Source organism: Marinomonas sp. S3726, assembly GCF_000967665.1.
Lineage (GTDB): Bacteria > Pseudomonadota > Gammaproteobacteria > Pseudomonadales > Marinomonadaceae > Marinomonas.
Map to the genome: position 1 here is coordinate 13,855 of NZ_JXYC01000027.1, position 18,272 is coordinate 32,126.

General features: G+C 39.5%; 14 protein-coding genes. 9 read left to right on the forward strand and 5 right to left on the reverse strand.

Annotation, left to right across the window (positions count from 1 at the left end; all coding sequences use genetic code 11):
• Window positions 1-12: 12 nt before the first annotated feature.
• Window positions 13-1,713 (reverse strand): methyl-accepting chemotaxis protein, encoded by a 1,701-nt coding sequence (locus TW85_RS19290; RefSeq protein ID WP_046018785.1) that lies wholly within the window; start codon window positions 1,711-1,713, stop codon window positions 13-15.
• 301 nt (window positions 1,714-2,014) lie between these two features.
• Between TW85_RS19290 and TW85_RS19295 the strand changes: the two genes are divergently transcribed.
• Entirely contained in the window at window positions 2,015-3,238 is a 1,224-nt protein-coding gene (locus TW85_RS19295) for a hypothetical protein (RefSeq protein ID WP_052702310.1), read from the forward strand.
• Between the two features lie 51 nt (window positions 3,239-3,289).
• Here the strand turns inward: TW85_RS19295 and TW85_RS19300 are convergent, their stop codons facing one another.
• Window positions 3,290-4,390, reverse strand: a complete 1,101-nt coding sequence (locus tag TW85_RS19300; protein ID WP_046018786.1) for an HD domain-containing phosphohydrolase — start codon at window positions 4,388-4,390, stop codon at window positions 3,290-3,292.
• Between the two features lie 331 nt (window positions 4,391-4,721).
• Here TW85_RS19300 and miaB point away from each other — a divergent pair, with 331 nt between their 5' ends.
• The 5 genes from miaB to lnt are packed head-to-tail and all read left to right on the forward strand — an operon-like array spanning window position 4,722 to window position 10,116.
• Window positions 4,722-6,077: a tRNA (N6-isopentenyl adenosine(37)-C2)-methylthiotransferase MiaB gene (miaB, locus tag TW85_RS19305; protein ID WP_046018787.1), complete on the forward strand. Its 1,356-nt coding sequence runs from the start codon at window positions 4,722-4,724 to the stop codon at window positions 6,075-6,077.
• A gap of 33 nt (window positions 6,078-6,110) precedes the next feature.
• On the forward strand, window positions 6,111-7,163 hold the full coding sequence (locus TW85_RS19310) for a PhoH family protein (protein ID WP_046018788.1): 1,053 nt from the start codon (window positions 6,111-6,113) through the stop codon (window positions 7,161-7,163).
• A 1-nt stretch (window position 7,164) separates the two neighbouring features.
• Entirely contained in the window at window positions 7,165-7,629 is a 465-nt protein-coding gene (ybeY, locus tag TW85_RS19315; protein WP_046018789.1) for an rRNA maturation RNase YbeY, read from the forward strand.
• A 12-nt stretch (window positions 7,630-7,641) separates the two neighbouring features.
• Window positions 7,642-8,511 carry a transporter associated domain-containing protein gene (locus TW85_RS19320; protein ID WP_046018790.1) on the forward strand — a complete coding sequence of 290 codons (870 nt, stop codon included), beginning with the start codon at window positions 7,642-7,644 and terminating at the stop codon, window positions 8,509-8,511.
• A gap of 6 nt (window positions 8,512-8,517) precedes the next feature.
• Entirely contained in the window at window positions 8,518-10,116 is a 1,599-nt protein-coding gene (lnt, locus tag TW85_RS19325) for an apolipoprotein N-acyltransferase (RefSeq protein WP_084616439.1), read from the forward strand.
• A 69-nt stretch (window positions 10,117-10,185) separates the two neighbouring features.
• Here the strand turns inward: lnt and TW85_RS19330 are convergent, their stop codons facing one another.
• Together TW85_RS19330 and TW85_RS19335 are read right to left on the reverse strand one after the other, a co-directional pair.
• On the reverse strand, window positions 10,186-11,742 hold the full coding sequence (locus TW85_RS19330; protein WP_052702311.1) for a BCCT family transporter: 1,557 nt from the start codon (window positions 11,740-11,742) through the stop codon (window positions 10,186-10,188).
• A gap of 313 nt (window positions 11,743-12,055) precedes the next feature.
• On the reverse strand, window positions 12,056-12,487 hold the full coding sequence (locus tag TW85_RS19335) for a hypothetical protein (protein ID WP_046018791.1): 432 nt from the start codon (window positions 12,485-12,487) through the stop codon (window positions 12,056-12,058).
• Window positions 12,488-12,624: 137 nt separating this feature from the next.
• Here TW85_RS19335 and leuS point away from each other — a divergent pair, with 137 nt between their 5' ends.
• The 3 genes from leuS to holA are packed head-to-tail and all read left to right on the forward strand — an operon-like array spanning window position 12,625 to window position 16,742.
• Window positions 12,625-15,081 (forward strand): leucine--tRNA ligase, encoded by a 2,457-nt coding sequence (gene leuS, locus TW85_RS19340; protein WP_046018792.1) that lies wholly within the window; start codon window positions 12,625-12,627, stop codon window positions 15,079-15,081.
• A 60-nt stretch (window positions 15,082-15,141) separates the two neighbouring features.
• Window positions 15,142-15,678, forward strand: a complete 537-nt coding sequence (lptE, locus tag TW85_RS19345) for an LPS assembly lipoprotein LptE (RefSeq protein ID WP_046018793.1) — start codon at window positions 15,142-15,144, stop codon at window positions 15,676-15,678.
• Window positions 15,679-15,710: 32 nt separating this feature from the next.
• Complete coding sequence (holA, locus tag TW85_RS19350; RefSeq protein WP_046018794.1) at window positions 15,711-16,742, forward strand: DNA polymerase III subunit delta; 1,032 nt, start codon at window positions 15,711-15,713, stop codon at window positions 16,740-16,742.
• Between the two features lie 64 nt (window positions 16,743-16,806).
• Here the strand turns inward: holA and yegD are convergent, their stop codons facing one another.
• Window positions 16,807-18,177, reverse strand: a complete 1,371-nt coding sequence (gene yegD / locus TW85_RS19355) for a molecular chaperone (protein ID WP_046018795.1) — start codon at window positions 18,175-18,177, stop codon at window positions 16,807-16,809.
• Window positions 18,178-18,272: the final 95 nt, after the last annotated feature.

Here is an 18,272-nt window from a genome sequence, read left to right on the forward strand (position 1 = left end):
TTTAGTTTAATTTTAATCGTCTGATAGCCCTTTTAATTGTTGATTCACAGACTTAACCGCATCAGCAATTTTATCTACTGAGGTTAATAATTGCTCAGTATCATGGGTGTTGTTTTCCGCGACATCCACAATGTTACTAATATTACGGTTTATCTCGTCACTTACCCTAGTCTGCTCTTCTGCCGCCGCTGCTATCTGACTATTGAGGTCATAAATACTTTTTGTTGATTGAGCAATACTCTCAATCATAGCATTTGTTTCATCCGCATTTTCTAAACTTGAATTTAAGCTTTGATTCCCTCTTACTATGGTAGTTACTGCTTCTTTCGCTCCATCCTGAAGTCGTGTGATCATTGTCTGTATTTCTTCAGTAGACGCTTGGGTACGGCTTGCTAGAGTTCTTACCTCATCTGCTACCACTGCAAAACCACGCCCTTGCTCTCCTGCCCTTGCAGCTTCTATTGCAGCATTCAGTGCTAATAAATTAGTTTGTTCAGCAATACCCCGAATCACATCTAGCACTCCACCTATATTTTGACTATCAGCCTCAAGTTTGGTGACAACATCAGCAGACAATTGCATTTCTTTCGACAATGCCTGAACCGCTTGCATATTCGAGACGACAACTTGCTTACCCTTTTCTGCGTCAATTTGCGTTTGTTGCGCGCTCTGGGACGCACTAGACGTTAACTCCGCAACTTGCTGGGCGGTAGCCGTCATTTCATTCATAGCAGTTGCAACTAAGTCTGTTTCTTCTTGTTGCCTTAATATTCCTTGTTGTGAGCGCTCTGCAACACCCGCTAAAGATTTTGAAGTGTTTACAAGTCCTCCAACTTGACTAGCAACCACATTTAAAGAAGCTTCCATTTTCTCCATAAAACTATTAAACGCGGTAGAAATTGCACCAAGTTCATCATTAACAGAAACATCAAGTCTTTGTGAGAGGTTACCTTTCCCGTCTGCTATCCCTTGTAAAGCTTGGCTGACACTGTTTAGTCTGACAGTAACCAAACGCTTAAAGGTAAACATAAGTGCTAATAAAGAGACAATAAGAGTAATCACTAAGAAACTAACTAGATTTAGATTGAGCGCATTGCCTGCCGCTATCTGTTCATCTATTGGGATTTGAACTTCAAGTACACCTCTAACATCCCCCAACTTCCAACCAACTTTAGGTGTATCAGGATGTGAGTTATGACAGTTAACGCAGCCTTGCTGTGTCATGGTGTCGGCTAGAGCAACACGAACAACCTCACGTCCATCAATTGTTTCGACCCGACTAACTGTCGCTTTTGGATCATCATTGAGCTGAGACCAAGCCTGAGACCCAAACTCATCAAGTTGACGGTTTTTACGGTTTGGAAAAGGAAATTGGCTATATAACTTTAGTGTCATGCCTTGTTTTGAAAATTCTTCGCTAAGATCGTGTATAAAGGTGGCAGGTAAAGGTATTTGATTAGCATTAGACTTGTGTTCAAAGTGCGGTCTCATATCAGATCCAGCTAGCACCTTCTTAACAACATTATTAGTATAGTAACCACGAATGGTCTTATATTGTTGCACCGTGCTAATAGCAGAAGGTAACGCACTATCTTCAACATTTTCCCGCATAGCAGAAGAAAAGTAAGTTACTAGCACCATTCCCATTATGATAAATATCAGAATAACGGGAACAAACAACTTAACTAGAATACTCTTTGTATATACTTGCATAGCCTCATCCTTTTACATCCATTTACTAAAAATAGAAGAAAAAATTAAGGTCAAGGCACTTACTGGCTAATTTTATGTAATTTAATGAAACTCTCTTAAAACAATTTTTTATAACTTCTTCACGGGACATTTAAAAGCTTATACATTTAAAGCTAGGGTTAAAATCTATCTTGATTAAAGCCTTTATCGGCATTAACTTATAAGCACTAGAAATAATCAAATATCTTTTTAATCATTTGTCTCAGAATGTTAACCTTTACTAAATCAACCAAGAATAAAATGTCTTTTTTAGGGATATGATATGAACAAATTTCAAAAATGTGCATTAGTCATTGTAACTGGTGCCGCCTTAACTGCATGTGGAAGCTCAAGCACTAAACCTGCAGAAGTTGCTGGCAGTATTTCGCCTGTGGATGAAAGCGTTCAGGCAGAAAGCATTTATAATACAGCCAAAGCTGATTATGAGCTTTGGTTAGGCAAGATGAAGGAAATTGAACCGCTAGAGCTATATTCAAAAAGCATTTACAAAGAAACATTAAGCTCTTGGGCAAAAGCGGTTGATGTTTATGAAGACTTTGCTGATGACCCAGCTAAAGCAGTAAAAGATTACTCTATTTTCTCATCTGGTACTTATGCTGAAGAGTACAACGAAAAATTAGCTATCGTAAAAGTCAATCATGCCAAGCTACTTGACTTGAAAGACAAGGCAGACACTATTCTGGCAGATTCAATTGATCAGATGGAATACCTTGATAGCATTGAAGCGGAAAAACATTTCAAACAAAACTACCGTACCGTTAAAAATGCCTATGTTGCCTTATTTGCCTATGTTGCGGATAACGATATTGGTGATGCTCAAAACAAACAGGCAGCATTTTTAAATACAGCAAAAAAACTTGAAATAAGAGTCGTTCTTAAAGTAAACATCGAACCATTAGAAAAAGAAGCGGCTCAACTTAAGAAAAGTGGTATAGCAACACTCGCCCCTATTAGCTATAACAAGGTAACAGCAGAATTGACCTTGGCGACCAGCGAAGTAGAAAATAATGCACGTAACCAAGAGGTTATTCTTGCTGCGACTAAAAAAGTGAAGTTTGAAATTGATCACACGACACAAATTGCCAATGAAGTTCAGCGTTTAAGATCTACCTCTAACCTTAAGTTTGAAGCGGTTGCTCTGGAAGTTGAAAACCGTTTACTTGAAATATCTAAAGCAATCGATGGATCAGACTTTAGAGACAAACCTGTACGCGTTCAGAAAGATATGATTGTCGACCTGATTGAAGAGCTAACCAATACAGATAATGCGACACGACTTGAAAATGAAGTAGCCAGTTTAAAAGCAAAACTTGAAGCTAGCCAAAACAAGCTTAGCCAAGAGGAAACATCTCTAGCTGAAGCAAACAAACAACAGGAAGTACTCAGAGAAAGAATCGAGTCTTTACAACAACAGCTTACTTTAAAGCAGTCTTTGATTGATAAGTTAACTCAAGATTTAGCTGATCAAGAAGCTTTACCGCAATAATTCTGCACTTTTAAAAAGCCAGCATGTGCAAACTGCTGGCTTTTTTCATGCTTACCGATTTTTGGCGACTAACACTTTTCTAATCGTTTGATTAAACACATCAATAAAATGAGGCGGAAATTGCTTCCCACTCTCGAAGTTAATTTTTTGTACTGCCTTCATAGCGCTCGATTTATATTCATTGCCCGAAGCGCCCCAAACAAGATCAATGAATTTAACCGCCATAGACAAAACAAAAGCACCTGGTGGAATTAAAGAACCAACTAAGGCTTCTGGAAAACCCGTCCCATCAAAGCGCTCTTCATGACTTTTAACAATCACTACAGCCTCCTCCCACCCTGGATGCTTACTTAAAAGTTTGGCTCCTACAATGGGATGGTTTTTTTCTGCCGCTATTCTCGCTTGCTCATCATCACGGGCTTTTAACACTAAGGCTCTCCCCATACCATGCATATAAGCGGCGGCGCTTAATTGAGCAGCATCAACAGGGTTAGCTAAATCGTTATTGATCAAGAGACACAATTTCACGATTCGTTCACCTCTTTCAGGAGAGTAACCTAATAATCGATTTAGCTTGGCTGACAAGGCTTTAAACTGTTCAATGTCGTTACTTTGTTCAGTTGTAAATTCAACTTTTACTAATAGGGCATCCTTATCCTCATCTTTAGTATCTTGACTCTCTTCCGTTGTCAAAAGTGACAATATTTCTTCTGCTTTACTCTCCCTTAAAGCATCATCTTCTAAATCATATAACTCGGTCAGCTTTTCTCTCATTAAAGTTAATTGATTATCTTCAACGACATGAGAATTAAAAATCTCTAGCAGGATTTCGCCAACCTCTTCAATGACAGTATTCGTTAACTCACCCAAGGAAACGGTATAAGCAATGTACCTTCCTCGCATTCCATCAACGATTTCTTCTAACTTATGAAGCACCTCCACAAGAGGGTCAAGAAAACATACTGAGCAATTCCCCTTCATGCTATGCAGTGATCTAAATAGCGTATCTAACTTATCAAAAGCAAACCCCTGATCCTCAATATCATTGATAATTTCCTCAATTTCTAACTGAGCTTCCTTATAACATTCAACCAAATCTTTCTTTAGTTCATGATCTAAAGAAGAAAAGTTTTTGCAAACTACTTGCCCCATAATAGATCCACCATTCAGATAAAATGAGAAAACTGATACCTATAATCCTATTCTTATATTTCAAGACTAGATCTTAATGTGTAGTTTTTCTTGTTTTTACACGACTAAAAGGCGAATCCAAAACACATAATTATTTTAATCATCATATAAATAGCCAATTTATAAGGAGTTCAAGCTAGCGACCCTAATGAAGACCCATTTCATAAATATTAAGAAAAACACAATGTTTAGTATTCTAGTCTAGGTTTCTAAAGCAAAGCTCCATATAATGTCGACCAAGTCTAACTGACACCTTTTTATCTAGATTAATTACGCGGTTCTTAACATCACAATGGCAAAAAAACTTTTCATCCAGACCCATGGGTGCCAAATGAATGAATATGATTCATCTCGTATGGCAGATTTACTTGGCGATAGTCACGAAATGGAGCTTACAGATAACGCAGAAGAAGCAGATGTGCTTCTTTTAAACACCTGTTCTATTCGAGAAAAAGCACAAGATAAGGTTTACCATCAACTTGGTCGCTGGAAAAAGCTAAAAGATAAGAATCCAGATTTAAAGATTGGCGTTGGTGGTTGTGTTGCCAGCCAAGAAGGTGACTCAATCCGTAAAAGGGCCAAACATGTTGATATGATTTTTGGCCCTCAAACTTTACACAAATTACCAGAAATGGTTGATGCTGCGGCGAATTCCATCCCTATTACGGATGTCACTTTTCCTGAAATTGAAAAGTTTGACCACCTTCCAGCACCAAAGGTTGAGGGCGCTGAAGCATTTGTATCTATTATGGAAGGCTGTAGTAAATACTGTACTTTCTGCGTTGTACCTTACACACGTGGCGAAGAAGTAAGCAGGCCTTTCACAGATATACTTGTTGAAGTAATGCAGCTGGCAGAACAAGGTGTTCGTGAAATCCACCTACTTGGCCAAAATGTAAACGCCTATAGAGGTACAGACGCAGATGGCATAGAGTCTGATCTTGCAGATGTTATCAGTGCAATTGCTCAAATTGATGGGGTGGAACGTATTCGATTTACAACATCTCACCCGGTTGAGTTTACTGACAGCTTAATAGAAGCGTTTAGAAACATTCCAAAACTAGTCAGCCACTTGCACTTGCCTGTTCAAAGCGGTGCTGACAACATTCTAAAAGCAATGAAACGCGGTCATGACAGACAATCTTATATCGATAAAATTAATCGAATTAAAGAAGCGCGCCCAGGGATTAGCTTATCGTCAGACTTTATTATTGGCTTCCCAGGCGAAACCGATGAAGACTTTATTGATACTATGAATCTGATTCAAGAAATCGGGTTTGACCACTCCTTTAGCTTTATTTACAGCCAAAGACCAGGCACTCCAGCATCTGATTTAGAAGATAACATTTCTGAAGACGTGAAAAAGCAGCGCCTAGCGATACTTCAACGTCGTATCAAACAGCATGCCTACGACTATAGCCAAGCTATGATAGGCACAACCCAACGTATTCTTGTCAGTGGCTATTCGCCCAGAGACCCAGGACAAATGCAAGGTAGAACTGAAAACAACCGAATTGTTAACTTCTCGGCTGTCGAACCTCAGCTTGTTGGTAAATTTGCAGACGTTATTATCACTAACGCTTATCCTAATTCTTTATTAGGTGAGATGATCAGCTCTGAACTAGAATTAGAGTTTGAACTAGCTTAATTTTTAACATTCATTTTCGTTTTAAGGTAACTCTTGGACACACTAGCAACCCTACATACAAGACTGCAGCCTGCACAAGCTGCAGCACTCGCTAACCTTTGTGGTCAACTTGATAGTAATTTAAAGCTTATCGAAGAAAGACTTGAAGTAGAGATAGGTTATCGTGGAGAGCTTTTTACCATCACAGGTGCTGATAAAAAGGCTTTATCAAGCTGTAAAACCTTGCTTGAAAATTTGTACCGTGAAGCATTGGTTGAAGCCGATTTAAGCCCGCAAATGATTCATTTGTTTTTACAAGAATCTGCGGTAGAGGCTTTATCGTCAAAAGACAGCACACCTGAATTCCAAACAATTAAAACACGTAAACTACATGTAAAGGCAAAAGGTCGTAACCAACAGGGCTATGTTAAGCAAATCCGCCAGAATGATATTAATTTTGGTATTGGCCCTGCTGGTACAGGTAAAACCTATCTAGCAGTAGCTTGCGCAGTAGAAGCATTAGAAAGCGATAGAGTCGAACGAATTATGTTGGTTCGTCCTGCCGTAGAAGCAGGTGAAAAACTAGGCTTTTTGCCGGGTGATCTTACCCAGAAAATCGACCCTTATTTACGCCCTCTCTATGACGCCTTGTATGAAATGCTCGGCTTTGAACTAGTTGATAAGCTTATTGAGAAAAATGTTATTGAAATTGCACCTTTAGCCTTCATGCGTGGACGAACACTGAATAATGCATTTATTATTCTTGATGAATCTCAAAATACGACAAGAGAACAAATGAAGATGTTTTTGACTCGTATAGGCTTTGGTTCAACCGCCGTTATTACTGGTGATAGAACTCAGGTTGATCTACCAAGAGGCACCTCGTCTGGACTAGCTCATGCCATGCACGTCTTGGATAATGTCAAAGGCATTAGCATGACTCAATTTAGTTCAATGGATGTTGTCAGACACCCACTTGTACAACGCATTGTTGAAGCTTATGATGCCTTTGATGAAGAGCAAGAAAAAGAGCGCGAAGCAAAAAAAGCAGCCAATATCAAAGCTCAACAAGAAAAAGCAGAAATGCTAAATGCAGACAGTGAATAAGATGACAAACCTAGATCTCGATTTACAACTTGCAAGTGAGAACACTGATAACCTACCCAGTGAACAAGACTTTGCAAACTGGATTGCACCAGCACTTTCTCAAAACGGCACTGTTTTCGAATTAACAGTGCGTATTGTTGATGAAGAAGAAAGCCAACAGCTTAACCATCAATATAGAGGAAAAGACAAATCAACCAATGTATTGTCTTTTCCTTTTGATGTGCCCGAAGGAATAGAAATCCCACTTTTGGGTGATCTCATCATTTGCAAGCAGGTTGTTGAACTTGAAGCAAAAGATCAAAATAAAACCTTATTTCATCATTGGGCACATATGGTAATTCATGGTACCTTGCATTTACTTGGTTATGACCATATAAATGAAGATGATGCGCAAGAAATGGAAAGCTTAGAAATAAGCATACTAGCGCAATTAAACATTCCTAATCCCTATCTGATAAATGAGTGAGATCAGACTACTATGAGCGAAGACCGATCGAGTCCCTCAAACGATCAACAGCCAAAATCATGGTTTGAGCGCCTAAGTCAGGCTTTTAATGATGAACCAAAAAGTAGAGAAGATATTATCAATCTACTGGAAGCTTCTGTTCAATCAGAAGTTATCGACAAGGATGCATTCACAATTATCGAAGGCGCACTTGAGGTATCCGAGGTTCAAGTAAGAGACATAATGATCCCCCCTTCTCAGATGGTGGTAGTCAAGTCAGATGATGACCCAAAAACAACCTTGAGAAAAATCATTGAATCATCACACTCGCGTTTTCCTGTTGTGGGTGAAGATTCCGATGAAATATTAGGTGTATTACTAGCAAAAGATTTACTTCCTCTTCTTTTTAATGAAGGCGAAGTCACTAATGAAGACTTTTTAGAAAGATTAAGAGAAGCTAACTTTATTCCTGAAAGTAAACGCTTAAATGTACTGTTAAATGAGTTTCGTACCAAGCGCTATCACATGGCGATTGTATTAGATGAATATGGCAGTGTTTCTGGTTTAGTGACAATCGAAGATGTTCTAGAACAGATTGTTGGTGAAATCGAAGATGAAACTGACAAGTTAGAAAATGAAGATGTGCAAAAGCTTGAGTCTCCGGGCACATACCATGTACCAGCACTTTATGCGGTTGAAGATTTTAACCAGTACTTTAAAACACAATTCAGTGAAGAAGAGTTTGATACTATTGGCGGCATTATAGTTCAACAGTTTGGCCATGTACCAAGTCGTGGAGAGGAAATCGCAATTGACGATATTAACTTCACAGTTGTGAAATCAGATGGTCGTCGTGTGAAAACGTTACAGGTGACTTTTCCTGAAGCTGAAGATTTTGCCTAATTAATAATGAAACATGGACGTTTAACAACTCATACATTTCCTCTTAATCTGCTAACGAAATGTGGCGAGCTCATTAACCAATGCAAAGCAAAATATGGCAATAAAGTTAATTACTTATTTGCCTTATTAAGCGGTGTCTTTGGCGTATTAGCCTTCGCTCCCTTTAATTTTTGGCCAGCTTATGCCATTAGCATCTGTTCTAGTATTTGGTTTATCAAACAAGCAGATACATTAAAAACAGCTTTTAGAAGTGGTCTCGCGTTAGGGTTAGGTTTTTTTGGCGCTGGTATTTCATGGGTTTATGTCAGTATTGCCACTTATGGGCAAATAGGCTGGCTCCTCTCAGTTCTGATTACTCTCGCCTTTGTCGCTGTATTGGCAAGCTTTTATGCACTTGCCTTCAGCCTAACTTGGAAACTCATAACAAGATTTCAACACTGGCCAATTAGTCTCGTTTTCACTGTCAGCCTACTTTTATCTGAATACCTGAGAAGTACTTTATTTACAGGTTTCCCTTGGTTATTACCTGGCTATAGCTTACATACAACGTGGGCATTCGAGTTATCACCTATTGGTGGGATATGGCTGTTAACCAGCCTCGCCATTTTGACCTTTAGTTTCCCTGCCGCCGCTTTTTTTGAGGGATTAAAAAAACAATCCCTCTTAGGTATTACAATATTGCTTGCGTGGGGAACAAGCTTGTATCTTCACAACACCCCTATCGAATTTGGTCAGGAAATTGGCAAGTTAAAAACAACCTTAATTCAAGGCAATATTAAGCAGGATGAAAAGTGGTTACCCGAGAACGCTGGGCCAACTCTCGACTATTATCAGGCAGCAAGTCTAGAGCACCTTGATAGTGACCTCATTGTTTGGCCAGAAACCGCCATCACCTATTTACATCATCAAGTGGCACCCTTTTTAGCCCCGTTCGATAAAGTATTAAAAGAGTCTAATACCAGCTTAATCACGGGTGTTCCTGTTTTTACTCAATCCCCCGATAAAGACATTGGCCAAGGCAGTTTCTATAATGGCCTTTGGACATTCGGTGATGGTTTTGGCTTATACCTTAAGCAAAAACTTGTTCCTTTTGGCGAGTACATTCCCTTTCAAGATTTACTCGGTCCAGTTTTTGATATCTTCGGACAACCAATGACCTCATTCCAAAAAGGGGAGATTAACCAACCAAGCTTACAAATTGACGAATGGGCAATATCTAGCTTTATTTGTTATGAAATTGTTTATCCAGACCTAGTGCGAAATATGGTGAGAGACAGTGATGTCTTATTAACGGTGAGCAATGATGGTTGGTTTGGTGAGTCCATAGGACCCTTACAACACCTACAGATAGCTCAATTTAGAGCCAAAGAAAGTAGCCGATATTTAATCAGGGCAACAAATACCGGTGTTACGGCAATTATGGATGAGAAAGGCAACATTATAAAACAGCTACCACAATTTACTCGCTCAAGCCTAACTGCAGACGTAAAACTTTTAAAAGGTATTACTCCCTATGTTACTTACGGCAACCTCATTGTGCTGAGTTTCCTTTTTTCACTCATAGCTTTATATCTACTCTATTACGTAATCAAAGCTAAAGATTGAAGCTAAAAAGCCAAGGTGCTTTAACCTTGGCTTTTCTTTTATTGGCATTTTTTGTCAGTCTAATGGACTCTAGAGCTTGTCTTTTTTGAGATTATAAATCAAACCTACACTGGCAATTAACAGCAGAAAGCATAATAAAACACCTATAAGTAGTGATGCTGATTGGGCTGATTCAAGGGCTTTTTTACCACCAAACACTAATAAGCTTAATGCAACACAAACTTGAATTAGAACCCAAAACTGACTCACTTTTTTGCTTCTAATCTGCTTAGTATTTCTTGTTAACAACTCAAGCGAATAGACAGACGCATTGTTTGTAGATACAAAGCAAATCAGCACAAGCACTATTCCAATAAAAGCCAGCACTTGAGTAAATGGCAATATTTCTAACATTTTAAATAAGGCAGTAGTTGGTGATAATCTCGGCTCCATTATCGATCCAATGCCTTGAGATATTTGCTCTAGACCAATACCACCTATAGCGCTAAACCAAAACAATGAAAACAGACTTGGAATAATAAGAATTGCAAAAACACATTCTCTAATACTGCGACCTTTTGAAATTCGGGCAATAAACAAACCAATAAAAGGCGCCCAAGAAAACCACCAAATCCAATAAAAAATAGTCCAGCCATGGAAAAACTTAAGATCAGTTCGTTCTGACCACTGGCTGAAGGCAATAAAGTTGTTCGCATACTCAAAAGCCGTAATACCTAACACTGACAAGGCATTAGTTAAGCCAGCTAACATAACTAGCGCAAGCGCAAATACACAAGCTAAAATCAAATTAGCCAAACTGAATTTTTTAATCCCTTTTACTAACCCCAAGTGCATAACTAAAAAGAGAAGAAGACTTGCAACAAGAATCAAAACACTCTGACTGATCAGGGTATTAGGTATGGCATATAAATATTCTAAGGATTTAGCCGCTTGTCTTGCCCCTAGTCCCATAGTGGTGGCAACCCCAAATACGGTTGCCACCACAGCCAAGGTATCAAGCACATTTCCACTTAACCTGTGTGTTTGTTGTTTTAAAAATGGATAAAAAATAGAACTAAACTTTAAAGGTAAGCCCTTGTTATATGTAGCATAAGCAATGGCTAGCCCCATGACAGTATAGATAGCCCAAGGATGTAAGCCCCAGTGGTATAAACTGGCAGCCAATGCCAGGTTCTCCGCTTCCTGGCTCCTCGCCTCTTGGTTAAAAGGCACTCCCCACCAATCAGTATAAAATGCAGCAGGCTCGGTTACTCCCCAGAATACCAAGGTTAAGCCAACGCCTGTCATTACAATCATTGAATACCATGCGAAATTTGAAAACTGTACAGACTCAGAACCTAACCTTCTTTTACCTAAAGGCGAAACAGCCAAGACTAAGCTAAAGCTAAGCAATAGATTTGCACTTAGCATAAAGAGCCAATCAAGATGTATCACAGACCAACGTCTACCTCCCACAAAAATACCTTTAGCCCATTCAGGAGCAAAGAGGCACACAAGTAAGACAGTCAGTATGACAGCAGAAGATAAGAGTAAAACAGGGTTAAACCTAGCAAGGTTAAAATACGCTTCTCTAGGCTTTGCGCTTTGAGATATGACCGCAACATTTTGCGGTTGGCTCATTTTCATAATTAATATCCTTATTAACAAGCATAAAAAACATGCTCTATTCAGCCGCACATAAATTTTAGGGGGATAGAAAGCTGAGAACTCGGCTTAGCCGACATGAAATGGCAGCAAGGGATAACAAAGAGGAGGCATCCTTCAATTTATAGCGGCAGTTTCTATCCTTGAAACCATTTTTCAAGAGCAAGAGTAATATAGCAAAGGTTATCTGTGCAAACCTTGGGGGGATGTTTTAGGGCTTTTGTCTTCCATCAATTCAAGCTGGTTCACCAGATGAGTCTCATCTAGTAAAATGTGAGCCTAACTGTGATTTAAATCATTCTTCAGCAGACTTAGGGTGATTTGAGAACACACCATAACCGCAGTTATCACAAACCTCTAATTCAGTACTTATTTCTAATGTCTGATTTTGATTGCAAGACATACATAAATACTCTCCTGCTTCACAACGACTACCTGCCGTATGACAATGGGCTAAAGGAACTGGGTTTTGATTAACATGATCAACCAACCACAACAAACCTAAGTCTTCAATTTCTTCAAGATCTTCTAGTGCATCATGCCCCTTTTCAAGTACCAAATGCCAATGAGCAGACACCCAAGCTTCCATGTATCCCATCTTATGATGCCAATATGCTGTAGCAAGATGTGCATCATCAACCACCCATGATTTAGCCGCTTCCAGTGTTTTTCGTGTCTCTTTTACGATTCCCTCATTGGTTTTGCTTTCTTTTTTATCTGATTTCATAACTAGACCCTCTTGTGCCTTCTAATTAGTGCCTCATCTATATAAAATAGCTCACAATTAACAATTCTATCGATAATTAACACTAGGCTTGAATCTAAAGCGCTCTTATCAAGCCAAAATGGGACAATTTTACCGTCATGCAAGAACAATATAATCCGCAAAACATAGAAAGTATCGCTCAGTCATTCTGGGACGAAAATAAAGTATTTAAAGCGGTTGCAGATAGCAACAAGGAAAAGTTCTATTGCCTTTCCATGTTCCCATACCCAAGTGGTCGTCTTCACATGGGTCATGTGCGTAACTACACCATAGGTGACGTTATTTCTCGTTACCAGCGTATGCAGGGTAAAAATGTTCTCCAGCCTATGGGTTGGGATGCTTTTGGTCTTCCTGCTGAAAATGCAGCGATCAAACACCAAACTGCGCCAGCCAAATGGACCAAAGAAAACATTGCTTATATGAAAGACCAACTTAAGCAACTTGGTTTTGGTTATGACTGGGATAGAGAAATTGCGACATGTACACCAGAGTATTACCGTTGGGAACAATGGTTTTTCACTCAACTTGTTGAAAAAGGCATGGCGTACAAAAAAACTTCAGCAGTTAACTGGTGCCCACATGATAAAACGGTACTAGCTAATGAGCAGGTTGAAGATGGTGGTTGCTGGCGTTGTGGTACAACAGTTGAAAGAAAAGAAATTCCACAATGGTTCATCCGTATTACAGATTACGCACAAGAGTTATTGGACGATCTAGATCAACTAGATGAATGGCCAGAAAAAGTAAAAGCCATGCAGCGTAACTGGATTGGTCGTTCAGAAGGGTTAGAGTTCAGCTTTGCAATCAAAGGCAAAGGTGACAAGAACGAAGATAGAATCAGTGTTTACACAACACGCCCAGATACAATTATGGGTGTGACTTACATGGCAGTAGCAACAGAGCACCCTCTTACTCTAGAAGCCGCTGAGACAAACCCAGAGCTTGCAAACTTTATTGCTGACTGTAAGAAGACTTCTACAACAGAAGCTGATATGGCGACAATGGAGAAAAAAGGTATGGATACTGGCTTTAAAGCCATTCATCCAATTACTGGTGATGAAATTGCAGTTTATGCCGCTAACTTTGTCTTGATGGATTATGGTTCAGGCGCAGTAATGTCTGTACCCGCTCACGATCAAAGAGACTTTGAATTCGCAAATGCCTATGGTTTACCAATCAAGCAAGTTATCACAGCTGCAAATGAAGAGATTGATTTAACTAAAGCTGCTTACACAGAAAAAGGAATTCTATGTAATTCTGGCGAATTTGATGGTTTAGATTTCAGTGCTGCATTTAAGGCGGTAAGTGAATGGATGAAAACCCAAGGTATAGGTGACATTAAAGTTAACTTCCGTCTGCGTGACTGGGGTGTTAGCCGTCAGCGTTATTGGGGAACACCAATCCCAACGATTAACATGCCAAATGGCGAAGTTAAAACCGTACCTGCAGATCAACTGCCTGTTGAACTTCCAACAGACGTTGTGATGGATGGTGTTAACTCTCCAATCAAAAACAACCCAGAATTTTCTGCCATTGAGTTTGATGGCATGGCGGCTGAACGTGAAACAGATACCTTTGACACCTTTATGGAATCCTCTTGGTATTATGCTCGTTATTGCAGCCCTGAAAGTGATGAGATGATGCTAACAGAAGAAGCAAACTACTGGCTTCCTGTTGACCAATATATCGGTGGTGTTGAACACGCAATCTTGCACTTACTTTATGCTCGTTTTTTCCACAAACTACTTCGTGATGCAGGTCTAGTCACATCTAACGAACCATTTAAACGCCTACTTACTCAAGGTATGGTGAATAAAGATGGTACTAAGATGTCTAAATCTAAAGGCAACACAGTGGACCCTCAAGAAATGATTGAGAAGTACGGTGCTGACACAGTACGTCTATTTATCATGTTCACTGCGCCGCCAGAGCAATCACTTGAATGGAATGATGCGGGTGTTGATGGCTCTTCTCGTTTCCTACGCCGTTTATGGTCTCTGGCTTACCGCCACACTAATGCAGGTACAGTCGGTGAACTTGATACAAGCAAGCTAACCTCAGACCAAAAAGCGCTACGACGTAAAACACATGAAACCATTGCAAAAGTGACAGATGATATTGAACGTCGTCAGACCTTTAATACGGCTATTGCTGCACTGATGGAATTATGTAATGAAATCAGCAAGTTCGAAGACAAATCAGAGCTTGGATTAGCGGTAGAGCAAGAAGCACTAGAAGCTGCAACCTTATGTCTTTCTCCAATCGTGCCACACATTTCTCACGAGTTATGGGGAGCACTAGGTCATAAGACTAACGTTGTAGATGCGCCTTGGCCAAAAGTTGATGAAAGCGCTCTTATCAAAGATGAGCTTACAATCGTAGTCCAAGTATTAGGTAAAAAACGCGCAGAAATGTCTGTATCTGCCAATGCAAGCAACGATGAAATTGAAGCCTTAGCACTTGCTAACGAAAATGTTATTAAGTTTATTGAAGGCAAGACTGTTCGCAAAGTCATCGTAGTACCTGGTCGACTAGTAAACATAGTCGCAAACTAGTACGGCTAGAGGGTGAGAATCTGTTTCTCACCCTCTCTCATTCTATATTGGGATAAATAAATGGCCTTTACTCAGCTCAAAAAGCAATCCATATCATTCAGTACGAAAGCATTCATCATTGGTTTTATTGCACTATTCATTAGTGCATGTGGTTTCCATCTAAAAGGACAAGTGCCCATCCCTCTTGCCCTTAAAAATCTTAAACTTAACTCCCAAAGTGAGATGCCAAGTTTTAATCAATCGCTTAATAAAGCGCTTATTCTTGCTGATGTTTCCATTATTGATGAAGATGCCCAAGTTGATGATTCAGTACTTGAACTAAAAGTCCTAAAAATCACTTTTACCGATAGAGCCTTATCAACCGCTAGCAATAATGATGTCACTGAAAGAGAAAGAACCTTAAAGGTAAGTTACTTTATTCGTAATAATACTGGAAAATCTTTGTATGGGCCTCGCATAGTAACCCTATCAAGAACCTTATCTAATCAGGATGCCAGCGACGATACTGTGCTTGCTTACAATAAAGAGCAAATGCAAGATATGGCGGAAGATCTAGCAAAACAGCTAGTAAACGACCTCGCTTATTCCCCTTTATAACATCAGCAGAATAAGCTTAAGAAAACCATTAGATGAAAGTTAAAACAGAGCAAATTGAACAAACGATTAATAAGCAAATTCACCCGATTTATATTATCTCTGGTGATGAAACTTTGTTGGTTCAAGAAGCCAGTGATGCTATTCGCCGTATACTCCCAAGCAAGGGCATAGACGAGCGCTTACGATTTGTCGCTGATGCCCAGTTTGATTGGCAAGAAGTTATCCAAGAAAACCAAGCTCTGTCTCTATTCTCTTCTCAGCGTCTGTTCGATATACAAATTGACAAACTTTCAGAGAAACATACTAAAGCCTTAACTCAATTAGGAAATGAACTAAGCACAGATAATATTATTTTGCTTACCTTACCTAAATTAGATGGCCGCAGCCAAAAAACTAAGTGGTTCACCAAGCTTGAATCACAAGGTGTTTTTGTTCAAATATGGCCTGTTGAAAGCAACCGCCTTGGTCAATGGCTACAAAAGAGAGCCACTAGTTTAGAGCTAAGTCTGACTCGTGACGCCGCTGCTTTGATCTGTGAGCGTAATGAAGGCAACCTACTTGCTCTATCACAAGAGCTTGAAAAACTCGTCTTAACCCATGGTCCTGGAAGCAAGATTGATGAACAAATGATAGCTGAATCTGTTTCTGATAGTAGTCGCTATTCAGTTTATGATTTAAGTGATCGAATTCTCATGGGTAAAGTGAAAGAATCATTACACTGCTTACAGCAATTAAGTGCTGAAGGGGTTGATAACAACATCCTACTTTGGTTACTGAATCGCGAGATACAAACATTAGATAAACTGGTTCAAGCAAGTACCAGCATGCCAGTTAGGCAGGCCTGCCAAAAACAAAGAATTTGGGACAAGCGTATCCCTTTTTATGAAAGTGCCCTAAGCCGTCATAATATTAATACTTTAAACTATATGCAGCGCTATATGGCGTTAGTTGATCAAACTATTAAGGGTCTTCACGCCCTAGATATAGATACTGGCATGAGAAACCTAGTGATGATGTTTTGTGGTGTTAAAGCGGTGCAGACCGAACTCGATATAGAATCATGACTTAATAGCTTAAACCCATTAACATTAATATCACGTTAAAGGGTTTAAGATAATAGCAGCTTCCCTAGGCGTAAATTTTGTTAGCCCAGACTCCTAGCCCTGCGGCCACACTACCAAAATGATCCCCATCAAGAATCTCAACCTGTCCTAACCTTTGAGCAATTGCTTCTCTAATCACTGGTGATTGAGCAGAACCACCAGTCACAAAGACAAGATCCGGTTGTACACCAGCTTGCTTTACTACATCTTCCATTAGGTTCAGCATTTTTGTTAAAGGAGGCTGAATGCGATCCGCATAGCTGTCACGAGAAACATCACAAGTTAAGCCAGATTCAACATAATCTAAATCTAAGGTATGAATCAAATTATCAGACAAAGCAATTTTGCATTGCTCTGCATCTCTAACAAGATGAAAGTTTTGCTTTTCTTCTCGCAAGTTTATAAAACGCTCTAATAAATTTGGCTCTTTCGCATCACGATACATTTGCTCAAGATGTACTTGTGTTTGCAAACTATTAAAACTTGCTTGAGCACTTACGTCATTAGTTGTTACCGCATCCCAAAAAACTTGCGTTGGCATAGGAAGACCGTTTTTCAAGCTAGATTCCATACCAAATAAAGGCATAAGGTTTTTGCCTGCTAGTTGAATATCCAAGTCATTACCGCCGACTCTTTCACCTGTATGACCAAGAAAATCAGCTGAACGATCAAGTTTATTACGGTAATTTGGACCCATACGAACCATGGCACAGTCACTCGTACCACCACCAATATCTACTACTAATACGGTTTTATCATCTTCTAGACGGCTCTCAAACGCTAAACCTGCAGCAATCGGTTCGTACAGAAACTCAACAGACTTAAAACCAGCACGTTTAGCTGAGGTTGTTAAAATATCTAACGCTTGTCGGTTAGCGTTATCCGCATTAATGCCTTGAAAATTGACAGGACGACCAACAACTGTATGAAGTAATTCGTGGCCTAAACTCTGCTCTGCTTGCTGCTTAATGTTTTGCATCATAGCAGTCACAACATCTTCAAAGAAATGAATGAACTCTGCTCTAAAGCCACTTCCACCTAAGAAAGATTTAGGAGATTTTACAAAGTAGCCTTCATCAGGCTGAGCTAAATATTGGGCAAAAGCATCACGCCCAAAGAACAAGCTTTGCTCATCCTGTTGTATATCAGCTTCTCGCCTCACCCTTTGAGCCATGTTTAACTGGTTCTTACGATTCTGAAGAAACTCAGATTTATAGTTGGCATCTTTAATATTCAGCGCCACAGATTCAACAATCAGTTCACGCTCTAGAGCATACAAAGTTGAAGGTACAAAGCATTTACCTTGCTCTAACTCAACAAGGCCAACCTCTTGAGTGTCACCTGAAATAGCTGATATCGCGCAATTAGAAGTACCATAGTCAAATCCAGCTATCATTTATTTATCAGCCTATACAGTTCGTTTTAAAAAATGGGCGGGCAAAATAACATAGCTAAAAAAATGATTCGAGTGTTTATCTATGGACAGCTTAA